This window comes from Shewanella sp. Arc9-LZ, from assembly GCF_010092445.1.
Classification (GTDB): Bacteria; Pseudomonadota; Gammaproteobacteria; order Enterobacterales; family Shewanellaceae; genus Shewanella.
Genome location: NZ_CP048031.1, coordinates 3519146 through 3540177, shown reverse-complemented (window position 1 = coordinate 3540177; position 21032 = coordinate 3519146). Strand labels below are relative to the sequence as shown.

General features: G+C 40.6%; 16 protein-coding genes. 12 read left to right on the top strand and 4 right to left on the bottom strand.

What is annotated here, in order from left to right:
* The first annotated feature begins 5 nt into the window (after positions 1 to 5).
* From GUY17_RS15110 to glmM, 10 genes are all read left to right on the top strand, one after another.
* On the top strand, positions 6 to 854 hold the full coding sequence (locus GUY17_RS15110; protein WP_162023623.1) for a glycosyltransferase family 2 protein: 849 nt from the start codon (positions 6 to 8) through the stop codon (positions 852 to 854).
* On the top strand, positions 820 to 1815 hold the full coding sequence (locus GUY17_RS15105) for an acyltransferase (protein ID WP_162023622.1): 996 nt from the start codon (positions 820 to 822) through the stop codon (positions 1813 to 1815). Before GUY17_RS15110 ends, GUY17_RS15105 begins: the two co-directional genes overlap by 35 nt.
* A complete protein-coding gene (locus GUY17_RS15100) occupies positions 1816 to 2754 on the top strand; it encodes a glycosyltransferase (protein ID WP_162023621.1) in 939 nt (312 codons plus the stop codon). It begins immediately after the preceding gene.
* 75 nt (positions 2755 to 2829) lie between these two features.
* Positions 2830 to 3735 carry an NAD-dependent epimerase/dehydratase family protein gene (locus tag GUY17_RS15095; protein WP_162023620.1) on the top strand — a complete coding sequence of 302 codons (906 nt, stop codon included), beginning with the start codon at positions 2830 to 2832 and terminating at the stop codon, positions 3733 to 3735.
* Complete coding sequence (locus tag GUY17_RS15090; RefSeq protein ID WP_162023619.1) at positions 3732 to 4283, top strand: sugar transferase; 552 nt, start codon at positions 3732 to 3734, stop codon at positions 4281 to 4283. The genes GUY17_RS15095 and GUY17_RS15090 overlap by 4 nt, the downstream gene beginning before the upstream one ends.
* 84 nt (positions 4284 to 4367) lie before the next feature.
* Positions 4368 to 5534, top strand: coding sequence for a nucleotide sugar dehydrogenase (locus tag GUY17_RS15085; protein WP_162023618.1), 1167 nt, complete (start codon positions 4368 to 4370; stop codon positions 5532 to 5534).
* Positions 5535 to 5571: 37 nt separating this feature from the next.
* On the top strand, positions 5572 to 6576 hold the full coding sequence (locus GUY17_RS15080) for an NAD-dependent epimerase (RefSeq protein WP_162023617.1): 1005 nt from the start codon (positions 5572 to 5574) through the stop codon (positions 6574 to 6576).
* 89 nt (positions 6577 to 6665) lie between these two features.
* Positions 6666 to 8600 (top strand): nucleoside-diphosphate sugar epimerase/dehydratase, encoded by a 1935-nt coding sequence (locus GUY17_RS15075; RefSeq protein ID WP_162023616.1) that lies wholly within the window; start codon positions 6666 to 6668, stop codon positions 8598 to 8600.
* A gap of 151 nt (positions 8601 to 8751) precedes the next feature.
* Positions 8752 to 9639: a UTP--glucose-1-phosphate uridylyltransferase GalU gene (gene galU / locus GUY17_RS15070; protein WP_162023615.1), complete on the top strand. Its 888-nt coding sequence runs from the start codon at positions 8752 to 8754 to the stop codon at positions 9637 to 9639.
* A 410-nt stretch (positions 9640 to 10049) separates the two neighbouring features.
* Complete coding sequence (gene glmM / locus GUY17_RS15065) at positions 10050 to 11399, top strand: phosphoglucosamine mutase (RefSeq protein ID WP_162023614.1); 1350 nt, start codon at positions 10050 to 10052, stop codon at positions 11397 to 11399.
* A gap of 694 nt (positions 11400 to 12093) precedes the next feature.
* On the opposite strand, the gene GUY17_RS15060 is transcribed toward glmM, so the two are convergent.
* The 4 genes from GUY17_RS15060 to GUY17_RS15045 form a co-directional block, all read right to left on the bottom strand.
* Positions 12094 to 12438 (bottom strand): four helix bundle protein, encoded by a 345-nt coding sequence (locus GUY17_RS15060; protein WP_162023613.1) that lies wholly within the window; start codon positions 12436 to 12438, stop codon positions 12094 to 12096.
* Positions 12439 to 12773: 335 nt separating this feature from the next.
* Positions 12774 to 14279, bottom strand: coding sequence for an MBL fold metallo-hydrolase RNA specificity domain-containing protein (locus tag GUY17_RS15055; RefSeq protein WP_162023612.1), 1506 nt, complete (start codon positions 14277 to 14279; stop codon positions 12774 to 12776).
* Between the two features lie 971 nt (positions 14280 to 15250).
* Complete coding sequence (locus GUY17_RS15050) at positions 15251 to 15472, bottom strand: DUF2375 family protein (RefSeq protein WP_162023611.1); 222 nt, start codon at positions 15470 to 15472, stop codon at positions 15251 to 15253.
* A gap of 224 nt (positions 15473 to 15696) precedes the next feature.
* Positions 15697 to 16086 carry a Cd(II)/Pb(II)-responsive transcriptional regulator gene (locus tag GUY17_RS15045; RefSeq protein WP_011638267.1) on the bottom strand — a complete coding sequence of 130 codons (390 nt, stop codon included), beginning with the start codon at positions 16084 to 16086 and terminating at the stop codon, positions 15697 to 15699.
* Between the two features lie 76 nt (positions 16087 to 16162).
* Here GUY17_RS15045 and GUY17_RS15040 point away from each other — a divergent pair, with 76 nt between their 5' ends.
* Together GUY17_RS15040 and GUY17_RS15035 are read left to right on the top strand one after the other, a co-directional pair.
* Positions 16163 to 18250: a TonB-dependent siderophore receptor gene (locus GUY17_RS15040; protein ID WP_162023610.1), complete on the top strand. Its 2088-nt coding sequence runs from the start codon at positions 16163 to 16165 to the stop codon at positions 18248 to 18250.
* Positions 18251 to 18511: 261 nt separating this feature from the next.
* Positions 18512 to 20983, top strand: coding sequence for a S9 family peptidase (locus GUY17_RS15035; protein ID WP_162023609.1), 2472 nt, complete (start codon positions 18512 to 18514; stop codon positions 20981 to 20983).
* Positions 20984 to 21032: the final 49 nt, after the last annotated feature.

Here is a 21032-nt window from a genome sequence, read left to right as displayed (position 1 = left end):
AATAGATGTATTTTTCGTTGATATTACCAACTCTGGGAAGAAAGACTGACTTAATTAGGTTTGTTAGTTCCCTTCGTTTTGCAGCAGAAAAAGTTGATAATAAACTAGAATTGATTGTGATAGACCAAAACGACAAATTGTTTGGATTAAAGGAAGTGTTGGAAACACTACAGTGTGATTTTGATATTATCTATATCCACTCTGATATTAAAGGACTATCATACAATCGAAATTTGGGCTTGAAAGTATGCAACGGTAAGTATATTGCTTTTCCCGATGACGACTGCACTTATTACCCTGATACTCTCAAAGTCGTCCTTGACCTTTTAGATATGGGGGATGAGATAGATTTTATAGTTGGCCAGATTGTTGATGTTAAAACTAATCAGAAAATTATAAAAAATTGGCCAGAAGTAATAAAGAAAATTACTTTTCTAAACTACTACTTTTTATCTTCATCGATTACCATTTTTGCTAAATTTGATAAAAATGATTATTTTGACGTATCTTTGGGAGCCGGTGGGCTGTTTGGTTCTTGCGAAGATCCCGATTTTCTTTATACAAAGCTGCTAAAAGGAAAGAAAGGTATTTACTATCCATCGGTTAAAGTTTGGCACCCAATACCTGACTTTAGCTCAATAGATAATTGTAAAGTTTTTAATTATGCTAGTGGTTTCGGTTATTTTATAAGAAAAAACATTTCAATAATAAATTTTTTGTTTTTGTTGCTGTTACTATTTAAAAAATCTATGCAATTTATTTTTCTTAATAGTAAGTTTAAAGATGGTTATTTTTCAAATTACTTTAAAGGATTGTGGCATGGGTTCAAAGGTTATGGCATTAAAAAGAGATAATAATTTTGATATTTTACGACTTTTCTTTGCCTTTTGTGTTGTATGGCATCATTACTCAGTCCTGAATAACGTGGAATTTTATTTTCCGCTGTTTGAAGTATTTAATTCTGATGTTGCTGTTAAATCATTTTTTTTCATAAGTGGGATTCTAATTTGGGATAGTGCTCTTAGGACGAAAAATGTAAAAACTTATTTTTTTAAAAGATTAACACGTATCTATCCCGCACTATTATTAGTTTTAAGTGTTTGCAGCCTAATTTTTTTGTTTATAGGGGCTGAACCGTTAAATCTAGCTAGCTACTTATCTTTTAGTTCTGTTTTTCTAACTTTCATCCAACCATGTGTCAATGGTATTTTTGATAATAATGTTATCTGCGCTGTTAATGGCTCTCTTTGGACGTTAAAGTTGGAAGTGGCGTTTTACATTATAATTGCTCTTGCGGTTTACTTTTTTAAAAATAAGCAATTTCAATTTATAATGCTGCTTTCATTAATATCGCTTGTACTCGATGTTGCGTACTCACTTGGCACGCTCGATAACATTCCTTTTATATCGCAGTTATCAAATCAAATATTTTTTAAGTTATATTTCTTCGGGGCAGGTGTTTTTTATTATAATTATAAGGAATATATAGGTGTTAAAGTTTTAGTCTCAATTCTTTTGCTATCTTTTTTGCTCCAGACATTTTTAAATCAGTCAATATTCAGTACTTTTCTTTTTGTTTTTTCTGCTGTTATCATTCTAGCTTTTTACGCACCTTATTTGAATATTTCTAAGCTTGGTGACATTTCTTATGGAATGTATATATTTCATTTTCCGCTTGTACAGTTTTTAGTGTTTTCTGAAGTTTCAACAGGAGATAAGGCTGTAGATTTTTTATTGTTTTGTATAGTATTAGTTTTTATTTCAAAAATGTCTTGGGATTATGTAGAAAAAAAATGTTTATATAGGTCAAAATAAATGGTTAATACTAAAGTTGCAGTTTTAATGGCTGCATATAATGGGCAAGATTTTATTGAAGAGCAAATCGAATCAATTTTATTGCAAAAGAACATATCGTTTAGATTATACATAAGTTTAGACCGCTCTGTTGATGGTACTTACGATATCATTGCTAAATATATATCTAAATACCCTGGGTTAATATCAATTTTACCTTGTGGAGAGCGCTTTGGGTCTGCATGTCGTAATTTTATTCGGTTGATAAAGGAGGCTGCAGTAGATGACTTTGAATATGATTTTGTCGCATTTTGTGACCAAGATGACATTTGGGAAGAATACAAACTATCTAATGGTGTGAAATCCTTGCGGGATAACTGTTGCGACGGTTATTCATCTAACGTGACGGCATTTTGGCCGGATGGTCGCACAGCGTTAGTTAGAAAGTCCTATAATCAAACCGAGTATGATTATTTATTTGAAGCGCCTGGACCCGGTTGCACCTTTGTATTAAACAAGGAGCTGTTTGTATCAATTAGAGATTTCATCAAAAAAAATGTTGATAACATTGATAGCATGTGGATGCATGATTGGTTTTGTTATTCTTTCGCAAGATATAACGGTTTTAAATGGTATATAGATAATAAACCTTCAATGAATTATCGCCAACATGAGTCCAACGTTGTTGGTGCCAATCATGGGCTTGGTAGTTTGGTTACTCGCGCTAAAATTGTTGTTTCTGGTGAAGCTTTTGATAAGGTCATCCAGCAAGCTATTTTGTTGAAACAGCAAAATGAAAAACCAGTCAAGTTTTTGTCATCCGGTAGTCGTATCTCCTTTTTAAAGCTTTTTTTAATTTCTTTGAAATTGAGACGCAATCCCGTACATAAACTTTATATGGGAACTATATTTTTACTTTTCATTTTTATTGGCTATAAAAATAAAACTGTTTTTAACTAACATAAATTATGTTGTTTTGTGATTAGCTTAAGATAAACTTATTTTTTCCATAAAATCAAACTGTAGGGTGATGTTGTGAGTATTTTGATAACTGGTTCATCTGGTTTTATCGGTAGGAGTTTTGCTTCTTGTACTGACAAAAAATTTAAATATGTAGTTCGATCTAATCAAAAAAATAATAGCAATAATTTTCTTATAGAGAACTTGGATCGTTTTACATCTTGGGAGGGGGCTTTTGACGGTGTTGATTCTATAATTCACTTGGCCGGATTAGTACACTCTAAGAGTTTTTCTGAACAAGATTATTTAGATGTAAACGTTGAAGGAAGCCTGCATTTAGCTAGAAAAGCAGCTAGAGCGGGAGTTAAACGTTTCGTGTTTGTGAGTTCGATTTTGGTTAATAATATCGAAAATTCAATGCTACAAGAAGGTATAGATGCTCATGGTAATAGTCCATATATAACTTCAAAGCTTTTAGCGGAAAGAGGCTTAAAGGAAGTTTCGTTAAAAACAGGTATGGAATTGGTTATTGTCAGGCCTGCTTTAGTTTATGGCGCTGGTGCTCCAGCTAATTTTGGTAGTCTTACTCGATTAGTCAAATTACTTCCATTATTACCATTTGGGGCTATATCAAATAAAAGAAGCTTTATAGCTGTTCAGAATCTTTCCGATTTGTTACTTCAGTGTGCTACTCACTCGAGTGCTAGCGGCAGAACTTTTTTAGCATCTGATTGTCGAACTGTATCTATGAAAGAATTCACAACGGCAATAGCTCATGGTTTGAATAAATCGACTTTTCAAGTATCCATACCTGTATTTATTTTGCGTAAACTTGCACAAATTTTCGGTAAATCAAATATGTTAGAACAATTATTGATGGATTTTGAAATTGACTCTTCCGATCTTTACAACGTTTTAGGTTGGAAACCGCCTTATACGATGGAGCAGGCAATGGCTTCACTTTCAGAGAGTAAAAAATGATTCGTTTAATAGATTTTCTAGCAGCCTTCTGTGGATTGCTATTACTGTGGCCTGTCTTACTTATTGTTTCTATTATCGGTATGTTTGATACTGGTTCGCCTATTTTTGTTCAAACCCGTGTAGGCCGAGATAAAAAACCATTTAAATTGATTAAGTTCCGTACAATGTCTGTAGAAACGAAATCAGTTGCTAGTCACTTAGCGAGTAATGCGTCAATTACAAAGTTGGGTAACTTTCTACGGAGAACGAAGATTGATGAACTACCTCAGTTGATTAACGTTGTTAAAGGTGAAATGAGTTTGGTTGGTCCTCGTCCAAACTTATTTAATCAGGAAGAACTAATTAAAGAACGTGATGCATTAGGTGTTTACGATTCTTTACCAGGTGTAACAGGTTTAGCACAAGTTCAAAACATTGATATGTCTACGCCGGCGTTGTTAGCCAAAATTGATAAACAGATGATTGATAGTTTAACAGTTAAGGATTACTTCAAGTACATTATAATGACAGTCACTGGTAGTGGCTCTGGTGATGCGGTAAAAAAATAGTTTCGCTTAACTCTCTATTTTTGCTCCTTGAAATCTGCTTTGGCAGTTTTGAAATTTTGAAATCAAAGGTTTATTAAAATAAATATGAAGATTGCTATTGCCGGTACTGGTTATGTTGGGTTATCAAACTCGATGCTACTTTCGCAACATAATGAAGTTGTTGCCATAGATATTATCGAAGAAAAAGTCGATATGTTGAATAATTGTATTTCGCCAATTGTTGATGAAGAAATAACTGATTTTCTTAAAAATCATACTCTTTCATTTACTGCTACATTAGACAAAGAATTTGCGTACAAAAATGCAGAGTATGTAATTATCGCAACTCCGACAGATTACGACGTTCAAACAAACTTCTTTAATACATCGTCTATTGAAGCAGTGATTAAAGATGTAATGTTAATTAACCCAAAAGCGATAATGGTTATCAAGTCAACTGTCCCTGTCGGTTACACAAGTCGAATTACTGAAGAATTGGGTTGCAGTAACTTGATCTTCTCGCCCGAGTTTTTACGCGAGGGTAGAGCGCTTTATGATAACCTTTACCCTTCGCGTATTATTGTCGGTGAACAAAGTGAGCGAGCTAAAACCTTTGCGAACTTGCTAGTTCAAGGCGCAATTAAAGAAAATATTGATGTTTTGTTTACTGATTCTACAGAAGCTGAAGCTATTAAGTTGTTTTCTAACACTTATCTGGCGCTTCGTGTTGCCTACTTTAATGAATTAGACACTTATGCTGAATCTCATGGGTTAAACAGTAAGCAAATTATTCAGGGGGTGAGTTTAGACCCTAGAATTGGTAATCACTATAACAACCCTTCATTTGGTTATGGTGGTTACTGTTTACCAAAAGACACTAAGCAGTTACGCGCAAATTATGCTGATGTTCCTAATAATATAATTAGTGCAATTGTCGATGCCAATACTACCCGTAAAGATTTTATTGCCGACTCTATTATTAAACGTAATCCTACCACTGTAGGCATATATCGCTTAGTGATGAAAACAGGTTCTGACAACTTTAGAGCTTCAGCTATTCAAGGTATTATGAAGCGAATTAAAGCTAAAGGGATTGAGGTTGTTGTATATGAGCCGTCTCTTGAACAAGATGAGTTTTACCACTCTCGTGTTATAAAAGATTTAGAGGAATTTAAACAAATTTCTGATGTTGTGGTTTCTAATCGTATGGTTGATGAGCTAAATGATATTATTGAAAAGGTTTACACTCGCGATTTATTCGGTAGTGATTAGCCATTAGTATCATGTATTAAATTTGTTAAGGAATAACATGAAGTATTTAGTTACAGGTGCAGCAGGATTTATTGGTGCAGCAACGACTCAAAAATTATTAGCAACTGGTCATGATGTTGTTGGTATAGATAATTTAAATGATTATTATGATGTTAACTTAAAGTTATCACGCCTCGCTCTGTTTGAAAATCACGACAATTTTACCTTTGTTAAAATGGATATCGCAGATCGTCCTGTAATGTCTGAGTTATTTCAAAGACATCAGTTTGATAAGGTCATTCATCTTGCTGCACAAGCTGGTGTTCGTTACTCTATTGAAAACCCAAATGCTTATGCAGACTCTAATTTAGTAGGTCATTTAAACGTACTTGAAGGCTGTCGTCATAATAACGTCAAGCACTTAATTTATGCTTCATCGAGTTCTGTATACGGCTTAAATGAAAAAACTCCTTTTGCGACATCAGATAGTGTTGATCATCCAGTATCTTTGTATGCAGCAACTAAGAAAGCCAATGAGCTAATGGCGCATAGCTATTCACATTTATATCATTTACCGACAACTGGGTTACGCTTTTTTACTGTTTATGGTCCTTGGGGACGTCCAGATATGGCACCATATATTTTTACTAAAAAGATACTTAATGGTGACACTATAGACATTAACAATAACGGTGATATGTGGCGTGATTTTACTTACATTGATGATATTGTAGAAGGCGTTGTACGAGCCGCTGATGTAATCCCTGTTGTTAACCCTCAATGGAAAGTCGAAAGTGGCTCACCGGCCTCTAGTTCTGCACCTTACGCGGTGTATAACATTGGTCATGGCAGTCCGATTAACCTAATGAATTTTGTTGAAGCGATTGAAACTGAAATAGGTATCACAGCACGCAAGAACTTTCGTGAAATGCAAGCAGGTGATGTTTATCAAACTTACGCAGATACCAAAGATCTATTTGCTTCAACCGGTTATATCCCTGAGGTCAGTGTACAAGTAGGTGTTAAACGTTTTGTTGATTGGTTTCGAGAATTCTACCGCTAAATATTCATAATCTATTTCGTTAAAATTGAAAGTAATTTTATTGTTATTAGTATAACTGTTTGTTCAACTTTAATATTTAGGAGCGGAAAATGGATTTTTTGCAAGTTATTTTTTCTTTATCACGAGCTAAAAAACGCTTAGTGAGCCTTATTGTCGATTCTTTATTTTTAATGGTAGCTTTTTTTGGTGCCTTATTAGTCCGACTTGATGACATTAATGTATTAAGCAATAGTGCCAATTGGGCTGTTATATTGACGGTTGTGCCTTTTAGTTTATTTGTATTTACTCGGCTAGGGCTTTATCGCGCAGTGTTAAGATATATGGGATTACAAGCCCTTATTGCCATTTTGGGGGGCGTTGTTTTTTCAACGTTCTCACTGATATTAGTGTCATTTTATGCCAATGTGAGTATACCAAGAACAGTGCCATTAATTTATATTGCTTTTGCCCTTGTGCTTGTGGGTGGGGCGCGTGCTTTAGTGCGTTCGTTAGTGGGCACCGGGATGAAACGTGTCGGAGAACCAGTGATTATTTATGGCGCTGGTGTCAGCGGTCGGCAGTTATTGACATCATTAGTACAAAGCCACGAATATTATCCGTTTGCTTTTGTTGATGATGATGAATCCTTGCATGGTTCTGTGATTCAAGGAGTACATGTTCATTCCCCCTCTATTATCCGTAAATTGATTAAACAGAAAACGGCCACCAAAGTGTTACTGGCAATGCCCAGTGCTAGCCGATCAATGCGCCAAACGATATTGACCCGGCTTGAACCTCTAGCGGTACAGGTATTAACTATTCCTGCTATGTCTGATTTGGTTAATGGCTCTAAGCTTTACACTGATATTAAAGAAGTCGAAATTGATGATTTATTAGGCCGTGATACCGTTGCGCCTAGACAAGATCTGTTGACTGCCAATATTAAAGATAAAGTGGTAATGGTGACTGGAGCGGGTGGTTCTATTGGCTCTGAGTTATGTCGGCAGATTTTAAAACAGTTGCCTAAAAAGTTAATCCTTTTTGAACAGTCTGAGTTTGCCTTGTATGCCATTGAACGTGAGTTAAATTCTACGGCTAAAGAACTCGGCTTAAACGTTAGAGTTTTGCCTTTGCTGGGTTCTGTGCAACGTGAGAATCGTGTGCAAGCGGTAATGGAGTCTTTTGGAGTACAAACTGTTTACCATGCTGCAGCCTACAAGCATGTACCTTTAGTTGAACATAATGTAGTAGAAGGTGTACGCAATAATGTATTTGGTACTCTTTATACTGCTAGAGCGGCTATTGCGGCTAAGGTTGAAACCTTTGTATTAGTGTCTACTGATAAAGCCGTGCGGCCAACTAATGTGATGGGCACCACTAAGCGTATGGCCGAATTAGTGCTGCAAGCACTGTCTCGCGAAAATCATCAAACTCGGTTTTGTATGGTGCGGTTTGGTAATGTGCTTGGGTCATCGGGCTCGGTTGTGCCGTTGTTTAGAACCCAAATTGCTAACGGCGGCCCTGTTACTGTCACGCACCCTGATATCACTCGCTTTTTTATGACCATACCAGAAGCATCGCAATTAGTGATACAAGCTGGTGCTATGGGCAAGGGCGGTGATGTTTTTGTGTTAGATATGGGGAACTCGGTCAAGATTGTTGATTTAGCTCAAAAGATGATTCGTTTAAGTGGCTATGAAGTACGTAGTGATATCAATCCTGATGGTGATATCGCTATCGAGTTTAGTGGCTTACGCCCTGGTGAAAAGTTATACGAAGAACTGCTGATTGGTGATGATGTTACCGGCACTGAACACGAACGGATTATGACAGCTAACGAGTTATATCTGACCTGGAAAGAGTATTCGTTAATCTTGGATCGTCTAGATGCCGCTTGTCATGACTTTGATCATGAATTGATTCGGGACATTTTACTTGGCACGCCAACAGGTTTTGCACCAACCGATGGCATTTGTGATTTAGTGTATCAACAAAAAGCCAAAAATATCGCATCAGTAAACAAAGTTGTTAACTTTGTTTCTTAGTGTTTTACATTTTATTCTTTATAACTGATGATTTATCGAGTTTCAGTTAGTTGTTAGTTTCAGTTAGTTGTTAGTTTCGGCTAGTTGTTAATTTATGCTTATTACTCGTGATGTTTACCGTCAGTTTAGGTCTATTTGACAAGGATTTATTATGAAAGTTGTTATTCCAGTGGCTGGTTTAGGTACCCGCATGTTACCCGCCACTAAAGCTATTCCGAAAGAGATGTTACCTTTAGTTGATAAACCGTTAATTCAATACATTGTTAATGAGTGTGTGGCTGCTGGTGTTAAAGAAATCGTATTAGTGACTCACGCCAGTAAAAATGCGATTGAAAACCATTTTGATAAATCATACGAGCTTGAGTCGACACTTGAAAAGCGTGTAAAACGTCAATTACTACATGAAGTACAAGCCATTTGCCCTAAAGATGTGACCATCATGCATGTGCGTCAAGGTGAAGCCAAAGGTTTAGGTCATGCGGTATTATGTGCTTACCCTTGTATTGGTAATAGCCCGTTTGCAGTAGTGTTACCAGATGTTGTTTTAGATGAATATACCGCGAATCAAAAAACTGAAAACTTGGCGGCGATGATTGCCCGTTATAAGGCCTCTTTTGCTAGCCAGATTATGGTAGCTCCAGTACCTGAATATGACGTTAATAAATACGGCATAGCCGATTGTAATGGTGTTGAGATAGCACCAGGTGATTCCGCTAAGATTAAAAGAATGGTTGAAAAGCCTGCTATTGGTGAAGCACCGTCTAATCTAGCGGTTGTTGGTCGTTATGTGTTATCTGAAAAAATTTGGGCTTTATTGGCTAAAACACCAGCGGGTGCCGGTGATGAAATTCAGTTAACTGACGCTATTGATATGCTGATTGAACAAGATACCGTTGAAGCTTTTAATATGACTGGTAAGTCTCACGATTGCGGCGACAAACTAGGTTATATGAATGCTTTTGTTGAATATGGCCTACGCGATGCTAAGTTAGGCGCAGATTTCAGAAAAAGTGTTGAAAAAATTCTGCTCGAACAGTAATTTTTACTGATAATTTGAAAACCAACTTATATTTAGTTGGTTTTTTGCTTTTTGCTTTTTGCATTTTGCCTAGATCAGCTGCGCTGCTAGGACGCTACGCGGCTAGATGTTAAGAATAGGGCGCCTGCGGCTGCTAGGACGACCTTCGGTCTTCGAGGACGCTTTGCTGCTAGATGCTATAAAATCTTAGCAGCGAAGCTGTTCTTAGCAGGACGAAGTCCGCCCTAGAAGCGCTGCACACTATCCGCGTAGCGGCCTAGAATCTAAGAAGCGGAGCGACTCTAGCAGGACGCAGTCCGCTCTCTGGCGAGCCTGCGAGTTCCTAGAACCTAGCAGGACGAAGTCCGTCCTAGAACTTAGCAGTGACGAAGTCACGCCCTAGGTACTTAATTTTTAATTTTGGAGTTTTTATGTCTCGTAAGTATTTTGGCACCGATGGTGTACGTGGAAAGGTGGGGACGTTTCCTATTACGCCTGATTTTGCTATGAAATTAGGTTGGGCTGCGGGCAAAGTATTGGCCTCAACCGGTACCCAAGAAGTGTTGATTGGTAAAGATACTCGTAGTAGCGGTTATATGTTGGAATCGGCGATTGAAGCGGGCTTATCTGCTGCGGGTGTGAACGTAGCATTAATTGGCCCTATGCCAACCCCAGCAGTGGCGTATTTAGCCTCTACATTCCGTGCCGATGCTGGTGTAGTGATTAGTGCGTCACATAATCCGTTTTATGATAATGGCATTAAATTTTTCTCTAATTCAGGTACTAAACTTAATGACGAGCAAGAGCTTGAAATTGAAGCGTTACTCGACCAGGCGTTAAATCATAATGCGATGGAATGTGTTTCATCTGAATTGTTAGGTAAAGTCCGTCGTATTACTGATGCTGCTGGTCGTTACATTGAGTTTTGCAAAGGGGTGTTTGCTAAAGATTTAACCTTAGCAGGTCTTAAAATTGTCGTCGATAGTGCTAACGGTGCGGCGTATCATATTGCGCCCAATGTATACCGTGAGTTAGGTGCTGAGGTGATTAGCATTAATGATAAGCCTAATGGCACCAATATTAATGACCATTGCGGCGCGACCCATTTAGACAGTCTGCAAACAGCGGTTATGGTACATGAAGCTGACTTAGGCATTGCGATGGACGGCGACGCTGACCGGGTGATGTTTGTTGATCACAATGGCCATGTTGTCGATGGCGACCAAATTTTATATATTCTGGCTAAAACAGCTAAACAACAAGGTACTTTGAGTGGCGGTGTTGTTGGCACGTTAATGTCTAACCTTGGCCTTGAGATCGCGTTAAAAGAAATGGATATCCCGTTTAAACGTGCCAAAGTCGGTGACCGTTATGTGGTGGAGCAATTAAAAGCCACAGGCTGGCGCATAGGCGGCGAAGGTTCTGGTCACATCTTGCACCTTGATCATGCTTCTACTGGCGATGCTGTTGTGGCATCACTATTAGTATTACAAGCGGTATTACAGTCTGGCCAGTCATTAGCTGAGATTGTATCGGGCATGAAAAAGTTACCTCAAGTACTGCTCAATGTTCGGCTAACCGCTAATAACGCTGATGAAATCTTAGCGTCAGAAGCCGTAAAACAAGCGGTGATAGAAGCCGAAGCCGTACTAGCCGAAAACGGTCGAGTATTATTACGTAAATCTGGCACCGAACCGCTTATCCGCGTAATGGTTGAGTCAACAGACCCAGAAATGTCACAAGCGCAAGCAGAGCATATAGCTAAAGAGCTAAGACGATAGCAAGCGTGTTGGGGCTGAGATGATAGCAAGCGCGTTAGAGCTGAGATGATAGCAAGCGCGTTAGAGCTGAGATGATGACAAGCGGTGACAAGCGGTTAAAGCTGAGATGATAGCAAGCGGTGACAAGCGATTAAGGCTGAGACGATAATAAGCTTTGTCTTTTTTTGACATGCATTTTCGCTTGTCATCGATTGTTAACGTTCTTCACCGCTTTTACCGCTCAAAGTGCGTTAGAGCTGAGATGATAGCAAGCGCGTTAGAGCTGAGATGATGACAAGCGTGTTAGAGCTGAGACGATGACAAGCGTGTTGGGGCTGAGATGATGGCAAGCGGTGACAAGCGGTTAAAGCTGAGACGATGACAAGCGTGTTGGGGCTGAGACGATGACAAGCGATTAAGGCTGAGACGATAATAAGCTTTGTCTTTTTTTGTCATGCATTTTCGCTTGTCATCGATTGTTAACGTTCTTCACCGCTCAAAGCGCGTTAGAGCTGAGATGATAGCAAGCGGTGACAAGCGATTAAGGCGGCGATGATAATAAGCTTTGTCTTTTTTTGTCATGCATTTTCGCTTGTCATCGATTGTCATCGATTGTCATCGATTGTCATCGATTGTTAACGTTCTTCACCGCTGGTCACCGCTGGTTACCGCTTTTATCGCTTTATATCGTTTGTCATCGATTTTACCTCTTCTATTATCTATTTTTTATTTTATGAATTAATCCAGCGAGCATTGCTGATATTTTGTTTGCTTGCTGTAATTGTTGTTCAACAAACTCAGGGTCCAGATAGTTGATGTCTCTGCCAATCATTAACTGGGTCATTAATTCTGCTAATGAACCTCTAGCAATATACATAAACTGAATTTGTTCTTTGTTAGTTTGCCTTTCAATACCCTCTGCAATATTTGATGGAACAGATAAGCCTGAACGTGTTATCTGATCTTTATATCCCCAATCTCGAAGATCTTTGGTCTGATTATAAATAGCACAAGATAGTTGATAACTCAGCTGCCAAACCTCTAAATTTTTAAATTTCATTTCATCCTCCTTTATATTCCCGACCGCAACCGCTATTTATCACTTGTCATCGATTGTTATCGTCCTTCACCGCTAGTCAACTCTCTTTTTTCTGCTCGCTACCGATTGTTATCGTCCTTCACCGCTTGCCATCTATCTTTATCACTTTTTACCTCTTTTTTGCCCGTCACCGCTTGTTACCGCTTGCCATCTATCTTTATCACTTTTTACCTCTTTTTTGCCCGTCACCGCTCGCTACCGCTCACCATCTATCTTTATCACTTTTTAACTCTTTTTTGCCCGTTACCGCTTGTTATCGTCTTTCACCGCTTGTTACCGCTCACCATCTCTCTTTATCATTCTTTACCGATAACGATTTCTGCCTCTGGCAGTAACTTTTGATATTCGTTTGCTAGCGCTTGTTTGGCTTCGTTGTCGCCGTGGACGATTCTGATGTGGCTGGGTTTGTGGTGCATGCGTTTGACGAAGTTGATGAGGTTGTGTTGATCGGCATGGGCGGAGTAGCCGCTGATGGTGTGGATGGCGGCTTTGATATCAACTTTTTCTTCGTTGATGTAAACGTATCCGCCTTGTGGGCCGTAGGTTTGTATGTCGCGGCCGGTAGTGCCTCTGGCTTGGTAGCCGACAAATAGAACGTCTGTGGTGGGTTTTGATAAGAAGCGGGCGAGGTAATTGCTTATTCGCCCGCCGGTGCACATGCCGGATGCGGCGATGATGATGGCGGGTTTATTAACTGAGTCTAAATAATTGATTACGGCGAGGTGGTCTTGGTGGCTGTCTATGGTGATGAGTTGGTTGAAGTCGAGTGGGTGGCGTCCCTGGGCAAGCTTAGCTTTGGCTTCGTTGTCCCAGAGTGTTTTGAACTGACGATATTTTTCGGTGAAGTTAGCTGCCATGGGGGAGTCGACGATAATGTCGATGTTTTGCCATACTGGGTTGTGTTTATTGCGATGAATAATGTGTTCAAATTCGTATAGAAGCTCTTGGGTTCTGCCGATGCTAAATGCTGGAATGAGTACCACGCCGTTATCTTTTACGGCGCTTTCGATGATATTTTTGAGTTGCTTGCTGCGTTCTTTACGACCTTGATGGTTTTTATCGCCATAGGTGGATTCAATGACTAAGGTATCTGCTCTATACGGGCTTTTAGGGCTAGCAAGTAACGGCGCGTAGGTTGCGCCTAAGTCACCAGAAAATACCACGCGGTGATTTGTGTTGCTGGCTTTGGCATTCGTTTTAGGGCCGCTTAAGTCTATTTCGACATAGGCTGAGCCGAGTATGTGGCCGGCAGGTTTAAATTTAAGTTTCGCGCTGGTATATATTGCGGCTGTCGGTTCAGTTTCGATTGAAGCGCTATTTGAATTTGTTGTCGTTGTTGCCGGAGGGTTGATTGGTAGCGTTATCCATTGGCCATAATCTACAGCTACAAGTAGTTTGTTGAGTCTATTAACGCAAGCTTGAATGAGTTTTTTATCGCGAGTGACACCGACTTTTAAGGCATCTTCTATTACCAGTGGTAATAGTGCCGCTGTAGCGGTTGTGGCATATATTGGTTGGTTAAATCCTGCTGCCAGTAAGTAGGGTATTCGCCCAACATGGTCGATATGGCAATGGGTAATAATGAGGGCTTTGATATTGCTAATGTCAAAGGTGATTTGTAGCTGTTCTGCTGAATTTTTTCCGGCAGTTTCTGCACCTTGAAATAAACCACAATCGATAAGATAACTGCTGATGTTGTTGCCGTTTCCGTGGTTATGACTGTTATTATTGTCGTTATTCACATCTAGTTGATGACATGATCCTGTGACACCGTTTACCGCTCCATGGTGGATGATTTGCATGTTAGTCCTTTAATTGTATTCAGTACGGTTAGTTAACTTAGCAGTGGTTGTGAGATTTTGCGAGGTTCTAGGCCGCTACGCGGATAGTGCGCTGCGCTTCTAGGGCGTACTGCGTCCTGCTAAGGACAGCTTCGCTGCTGAGAAAATAGATAGCGAGCGATAACAGGCGATAACAAGCGGTAACATGCAGTAGCGAGCGGTAACATGCGATAACAAGCGGTAGCGGGCGGTAACAAGCGATCATAAGCGGTAGCGGGCGATAACAAACGAACTAGATTCTAGTGCGCTGCGCTTCTAGGGCGGACTGCGTCCTGCTAAGGACAGCTTCGCTGCTGAGAAAATAGATAGTGAGCGGGAACATGCGGTAGCGAGCGGTAACAGGAGAATAAGCGGTAGCAGGCGGTAACAAGCGATCATATGCGGTAGCGGGCGAGGAAATAGATAACAAGCGGTAGCGGGCGAGGAAATAGATAACAAGCGGTAGCGGGCGAGGAAATAGATAACAAGCGGGAACATGCGGTAACAAGCGAACTAGATTTTAGTGCGCTGCGCTTATTTAGGTGCAATTACAATCGAGCAAGTTAACTGTCATTTATTTATGATGATTCGATAATGATTTATGACCACTATTAGCTAACCGTAAGGTAGTGGGCTAAGTGAAAGTTAATTAAACACTTAGCGAGAATACTGCAAAGCCTAGTGCTTAGTATTCTGCTGTTGGCATGATTTACTTTGGGTGAGATTACTTTGGGATAGATTACTAGAGGGATTAGATTAAGAGGGTAATCATACCTGGCATCATATCGGACATTATATCGGACATTATATTGCTTGCCGATCTTGGTTGATGTTAAAGGCGTGTTCATGCAATCACGTTTCTTAAACTAGATAAAAGTGATTTTTTTCAGGTCAAGCTTGTAAAGTGACTTCTATGCTGGTTAAGCCGTTTTTAGTAATGAATTATATTACCTCTAGGCAACGTCATTAAACTCAGATGCCACGCGGTCGCCAAGTGCATTCAACATTTCAACTTCACCTTTAAATACCGCCACGATGATTTTATCCACTTTGTATTCCGCCGGGATAATCACACGTCCGCTTACGCCTACTTCGAGATCGTATAACACTTCAGCTATGGGTTTAATGGCGAGTTCAGCTGGGTAGTAAAGTACTGTTATCGTCTGCGTTGTCATAATTGTATCCATACATTTTCTGGGTGCCCAGATGATCCTTTCTTATGTTAAATAATATACAAACCTAGCGTTGTTATCATGATTTAACTCTCTCGCAAATGAGAGGATTAACCGTACCGTATACGCAACACCTAATGGATCGGAATCATAGTCGTTTAGATGCATACAGTAAAGCGCAATAAACCCTTATTCAACGATTAAAAAACAGTGTTTCTTGTTTTAGCCTAAGCCGATTTCAGCGTCTGTAAAATACTGCAATCCTTTATCTGATGGCTTTTACAGCAGCTCGCGAGTGCGGCTAATGATTGTTCTAGTAATGCTAATTCTCGCTGTGTTTGTTGAATACGAGCAAGTTGTTCGGCAATGATGTTGTCGACTAATGCGCACGACGATTTTGGGTCTTGTTGTGTATCAACCAAGCGCTTGATGTCATCGAGTCCGATGTTTAATTCTCTGCATCGCCTTATGAACACTAATGTCTCGATGTCTTTTTCTTGGTAATGACGATAGCCATTACTGGTACGGATTGGCGGGGAGAGTAGACCAATCTGCTCATAGTATCTGATGGTTTTAACCGATACCTGGGCAATTGATGCCAATTCACTTATTTTCATATTGACCTTCCAGTGGCTGTAACCTTTAAGCTTAAGCATATCATTTTTCGATAATGTCTTGTTATAAGGAAGTTGTATGTTGAGTTATTCCGCGGCGTCATTAATTTTGTCGCTAGGTGTTATTGGGGTGAGTGAAGCCAGTGCGGTGGACGACTCGATAAATACGTCTGGGCAGAGTGCAAATCACAGTGAGAATGACAGTAAAAGCCACAGTGCAAACCCTCAACATTCTGAGCATGATGATCCACAAGCGGATGTTGATGAGCACGAGCATGAACATGAACACGAAGAAGAAATGGAAACCATTGTCATACAAGCCACTCGTTCTGGGCGGATTGCTGATGAACAACCTATTCGAGTCGAGGTGATTAACCGCGAAGAGATTGAAGAAAAAGCGGCGATGAGACCCGGTAATATTTCTATGCTGGTGGCTGAAACGGGCGGTGTAAGATTACAAACAACTTCTCCGGCGTTAGGCAGTGCCAATATTCGCCTACAAGGCTTGTATGGTCGTTATACCCAATTACTGGCAGATGGTTTACCGCTGTACGGTAACCAAGCAGGATCGATTGGTTTGTTGCAAGTGCCGCCGACAGATTTAAGTCGCGTTGAAATTATTAAAGGTTCGGCGTCATCACTTTATGGTGGTTCAGCACTCGGTGGGGTGATTAACCTTGTATCTCGAACGCCTGGTGATGAACTCAGTGGTGAAGTGTTGCTCAATGCAACCACGCGCGATGGTCAGGATGTGACCACCTATTTTGAGTCGCCATTGAGCGAGAATGTAAAAGGGTCGGTGACGGCAGGGGCTCATTATCAAGACAAGCAAGATATTGATAGTGACGGTTGGATCGATCTGGCAGGTTATGAGCGATACACTGTGCGTCCGCGTTTATTTTGGGAAGGACAAGAAGGGCAAACTCTGTATGTGACTAGCGGGTTTATGACCGAGCAACGTACTGGCGGTACTTTAGGGGATAACACGGTCGCTGATGGTACTTCGTTTGAGCAATCGCAAGATTCAGACCGGCTTGATGGCGGCCTGGTGTTTAGTATGCCGTTATTAGAGTCATTGACGTTTAATACACGCGCATCGGCGATGGTACAAGATCATGTGCATGTTTATGGTGCCGATATAGAAGAAGATCAACACGAGAGTTATTTGCTTGAAAATAGCATTGCAGGTTATACCGATAACAGTGATTGGGTTGTTGGTTTAGCCTATCAGTCTGAAATTTTTGCCTCTGACACGTACCCTGAGTTCGATTATTCTTATAAAGTGCCGGGTGCATTTGCTCAACTTGATTATGAGCTGACAGACCAAATCACCACCTCTTACAGTGCGCGCATTGATGAGCACAGTGAATATGGTACTCAATTTAGCCCAAGAGTGTCGGTGCTTTATCGCCCAAGTGACTTAACCATAAGAGGCTCTTATGGGGAGGGGTACTTTGCCCCTACGCCGTTTGTTGAAGAGATTGAGGCCGCAGGATTATCAAGATTAGCGCCGATTGACCACTTACAAGAAGAGCGCGCTAAAACGGCATCGCTTGATGTGAGTTATACCTTTAATGATGTGGAAACGAGTTTGACTTTGTTTGGCTCGAATGTGGATAACGTCACGGGTTTAGAGGCTTTCTCTGCCAATAACGATGGTTCATTAGATGCTGTTAGATTAGTTAATGCACCCGGCGAAAGTCAGATCCGCGGTTCTGAAGTGTTGCTGCGTTACTACTTAGGCGATGTAAAGCTTACAGCAAGTTACTTGTATTTAGATGCAACTGAAGTGTCACCCGACGGAGACGGCCGTAGAGCCATTGCTTTAACACCACGTCATTCTGGTGGTTTTGTCGCTATGTGGGAGCAACATGGCAACTTTAGAGCGGGCTTTGAAGCTTATTATACCGGCACCCAAAACGTTAACGATAACCCTTATATTGATGAAACCAACCCTTATTGGCATCTTGGTTTAATGGGCGAAATTACTGTGGGCAGAGTCAGTTGGTTTATTAACTTAGAAAACTTACTCGATGTAAAACAGACCGATGAACATCCAATGTTACTGCCTAATAGAGCGCCTAGTGGCCAATGGACTACCGATATTTGGTCACGTAATGATGGCTTTATTGCTAACGCAGGTGTAAGAGTTAAATTTGGTCATTAATCGCGCTTTACTCGTGTAAGTTGGCCCATCACAAAAAAGATAAACCGTCAGTCTAATACTGGCGGTTTCTATTTCATTTCTATTTTCATTGTATTGCTTCTTTAATTCACTCCCTCTGGCTAATTCACTTATCCTTGTTAATCAATTATTCGCATATACAAAGGGCGACAATTATTGATACACAAAAAATATGCATTTATCGGTCAGTTTTGTCACACTTGCATAAAGAATCAATAAAAAAAGCAACAATAAGGACAGGTAATGAAAACGTTTTCTCTGGTGTTAACCAGTTTAGCCATTGCAATATCGGGCATGGTACATGGGGCAGAAATTGACGCTAAGTACATTCAGCGAATAGGCCCAGTAAATCAAGTCTCAGCAGCGCCATTATCGAAAAGTGCTCATGCAGATGCGCTGCGTGCTAATTTGGTTGCTCAGCTTAGCCAGGCTAATCACGCCAGTAAGGTGACGATATTTAATCAGCCACTGTCTTGGCAAGCTGCATCAACTAAGGTTGAAGGCGAGGGCTGGTTAGCCTATCAAGTGCCAATGTCGACAGATCGTTTTACCCAAGGCACATTAACCGTTAACGGGCTTGAAAATCCTCAAGTGTATTTGAATGGGCAATTGGTTAAATCTGCCGATAAAGTCGAACTTGAGCTGAACAATGGTGACTATCACCTTGTGGTATTGGCCGATGGCCAGGCGCAAGATAGCGCATTTAGCCTTGATTGGCAGGGTAAAAGTGAAGTTGATAATCTCGACTTTGCTGTACAAAAAACGCAGCGTGTATCTGCGGAGCAGTTATTTGATTCAAAAGTGATCAGTGGCTTAACTCTGTCACCTAACGGCAAGTATTTACTGCAATCGACCATTGAATACCAAGCTAGCCAAGGCGATACGCCGATTCAAGTGACCGAGTTACGTAAATTATCGGATAACAGCGTGATGTACCGCTGGCAAGATAACCGCCCAAGCAGTGCGGTTTGGTCAAGCGACTCTTCACAACTCGTTTTTGTGGCTAACAAACAAATTCAATTATTTAATGTTGCTGATTTGAGCATTAACGTTGTCGCGACTGATATGGACAATGTGTCTGGTTTACAGTGGTTAGGTAACACTGTGTTATTTAGCTGGGAAAAGCCTTTTAAAGCCGATGACAAAGCGACATCAAAACGTTTTCAAGCATTAGAAGACCGCTGGAGTTATTGGCGTAACAACAGTCAACTTTATCAAGTAGATGTTGCCTCGGGCTTTATTCGTCAACTTACAGACAACAACGTCAGCAGTTCTTTGTTAGACAGTAATGCAGATAAAGGCAAACTATTGTTAACGCGCTCGCCTGTGGATTATGCACAGCCAGCCCATGGAATAACGCAGCTTGTTGAGCTGACGTTAGCTGATTTAAGCGAAACCATGATTGGTGAGTATCGCAGTTTTAATAGTGCACTATATGCTGATGACGGCATGTACATTACCGCTGGGCCGCGTTTTATGGACGGCATAGGAATACAAGATCCTAATATTGAAGTGAACGACTATGATGGTCAGTTATATTGGCGTGATGCTAAAGGCAATGTCAGTGCACTCAGTAAAGCGTTTGATCCTTCCATAGGCAGCATGACCAAGCTTGAAAATGATGATTTAATTGTGACGGTAACCGAAGGCGACCGTGCACCTTTGTATTTATTTGATAAAAGCAAAACACGCTTTAATCGAATAGACACTGGTGTGGATATGATCGACGGTTTTAGTGTTGCCATTGAACAATCTACGCCGACATTGGTATTTGCAGGTACCTCAGCCACTGCGCCGCAAAAAGCCTATAAAATGGCAGTTAATTCAAGCCGCAAACAGTTGCTGTTTGATAGTCAACAACTGAGCTATGCCAACACGCGCTTGGGGAAAATTGAAGATTTTGATTTTATTAATACTCATGGGCATAACATTGATGGCCGTGTTTATTTACCTGTCGATTTTGATGCCAGTAAAAAGTATCCCGCATTAGTGTATTACTATGGCGGTACCTCACCTGTAGGGCGTCACTTTACCGGGCGTTGGCCATTTAATTTATGGGCAGCCCAAGGTTATGTTGTGTATGTTGTGCAACCAAACGGTGCAACCGGATATGGCCAAGCCTTTAGTGGCCGTCATGTTAATGCCTGGGGCAAGTACAGCGCTGACGATATTATTGAGGGTACTAAAGCTTTCTTAAATGCGTACCCGTCGGTTGATGCTAAACGTGTGGGAAATATGGGCGCATCTTATGGTGGTTTCATGACCATGTATTTGGCGACAAAAACCGATATTTTTGCGGCGTCAATGTCGCATGCGGGGATCAGTAATTTATCGTCTTACTGGGGCCATGGCTGGTGGGGTTATGGTTATTCTGGCGTGGCCAGTCGCGGCAGTTTTCCGTGGAATAATCCAGAACTCTATGTAGAGCAAAGCCCGCTATACCATGCAGACAAAATTACCACGCCGTTATTACTTATTCACGGTAATGCTGACACCAACGTACCTGTAGGTGAAAGCCATTACATGTACACCGCGCTTAAACTATTAGGCAAAGAAGTTGAGTTGGTTGAGTTTAACGACCAAGACCATCACATCAATAGCCGCCAAGCCCGCTTTGATTGGTGGAATACCACTATGGCATGGTTTGATATGAAGTTAAAAGATGAACCACAGTGGTGGAACAGTATCTACCCAGAGACAAAAGAGTCTCAATAGCGCCTAATTAAATCAGCCCCGCAATGCGGGGCTGATTAGTTTTACCTAG

What these genes read in the sequence shown, in the direction of transcription:
- GUY17_RS15110 (WP_162023623.1), top strand. Translation starts at nt 6, where the DNA reads ATGTATTTTTCGTTGATATTACCAACTCTGGGAAGAAAGACTGACTTA.
- GUY17_RS15105 (WP_162023622.1), top strand. Translation starts at nt 820, where the DNA reads ATGGGTTCAAAGGTTATGGCATTAAAAAGAGATAATAATTTTGATATT.
- GUY17_RS15100 (WP_162023621.1), top strand. Translation starts at nt 1,816, where the DNA reads ATGGTTAATACTAAAGTTGCAGTTTTAATGGCTGCATATAATGGGCAA.
- GUY17_RS15090 (WP_162023619.1), top strand. Translation starts at nt 3,732, where the DNA reads ATGATTCGTTTAATAGATTTTCTAGCAGCCTTCTGTGGATTGCTATTA.
- GUY17_RS15085 (WP_162023618.1), top strand. Translation starts at nt 4,368, where the DNA reads ATGAAGATTGCTATTGCCGGTACTGGTTATGTTGGGTTATCAAACTCG.
- GUY17_RS15080 (WP_162023617.1), top strand. Translation starts at nt 5,572, where the DNA reads ATGAAGTATTTAGTTACAGGTGCAGCAGGATTTATTGGTGCAGCAACG.
- GUY17_RS15075 (WP_162023616.1), top strand. Translation starts at nt 6,666, where the DNA reads ATGGATTTTTTGCAAGTTATTTTTTCTTTATCACGAGCTAAAAAACGC.
- galU (WP_162023615.1), top strand. Translation starts at nt 8,752, where the DNA reads ATGAAAGTTGTTATTCCAGTGGCTGGTTTAGGTACCCGCATGTTACCC.
- glmM (WP_162023614.1), top strand. Translation starts at nt 10,050, where the DNA reads ATGTCTCGTAAGTATTTTGGCACCGATGGTGTACGTGGAAAGGTGGGG.
- GUY17_RS15060 (WP_162023613.1), bottom strand. Translation starts at nt 12,438, where the DNA reads ATGAAATTTAAAAATTTAGAGGTTTGGCAGCTGAGTTATCAACTATCT.
- GUY17_RS15055 (WP_162023612.1), bottom strand. Translation starts at nt 14,279, where the DNA reads ATGCAAATCATCCACCATGGAGCGGTAAACGGTGTCACAGGATCATGT.
- GUY17_RS15050 (WP_162023611.1), bottom strand. Translation starts at nt 15,472, where the DNA reads ATGACAACGCAGACGATAACAGTACTTTACTACCCAGCTGAACTCGCC.
- GUY17_RS15045 (WP_011638267.1), bottom strand. Translation starts at nt 16,086, where the DNA reads ATGAAAATAAGTGAATTGGCATCAATTGCCCAGGTATCGGTTAAAACC.
- GUY17_RS15040 (WP_162023610.1), top strand. Translation starts at nt 16,163, where the DNA reads ATGTTGAGTTATTCCGCGGCGTCATTAATTTTGTCGCTAGGTGTTATT.
- GUY17_RS15035 (WP_162023609.1), top strand. Translation starts at nt 18,512, where the DNA reads ATGAAAACGTTTTCTCTGGTGTTAACCAGTTTAGCCATTGCAATATCG.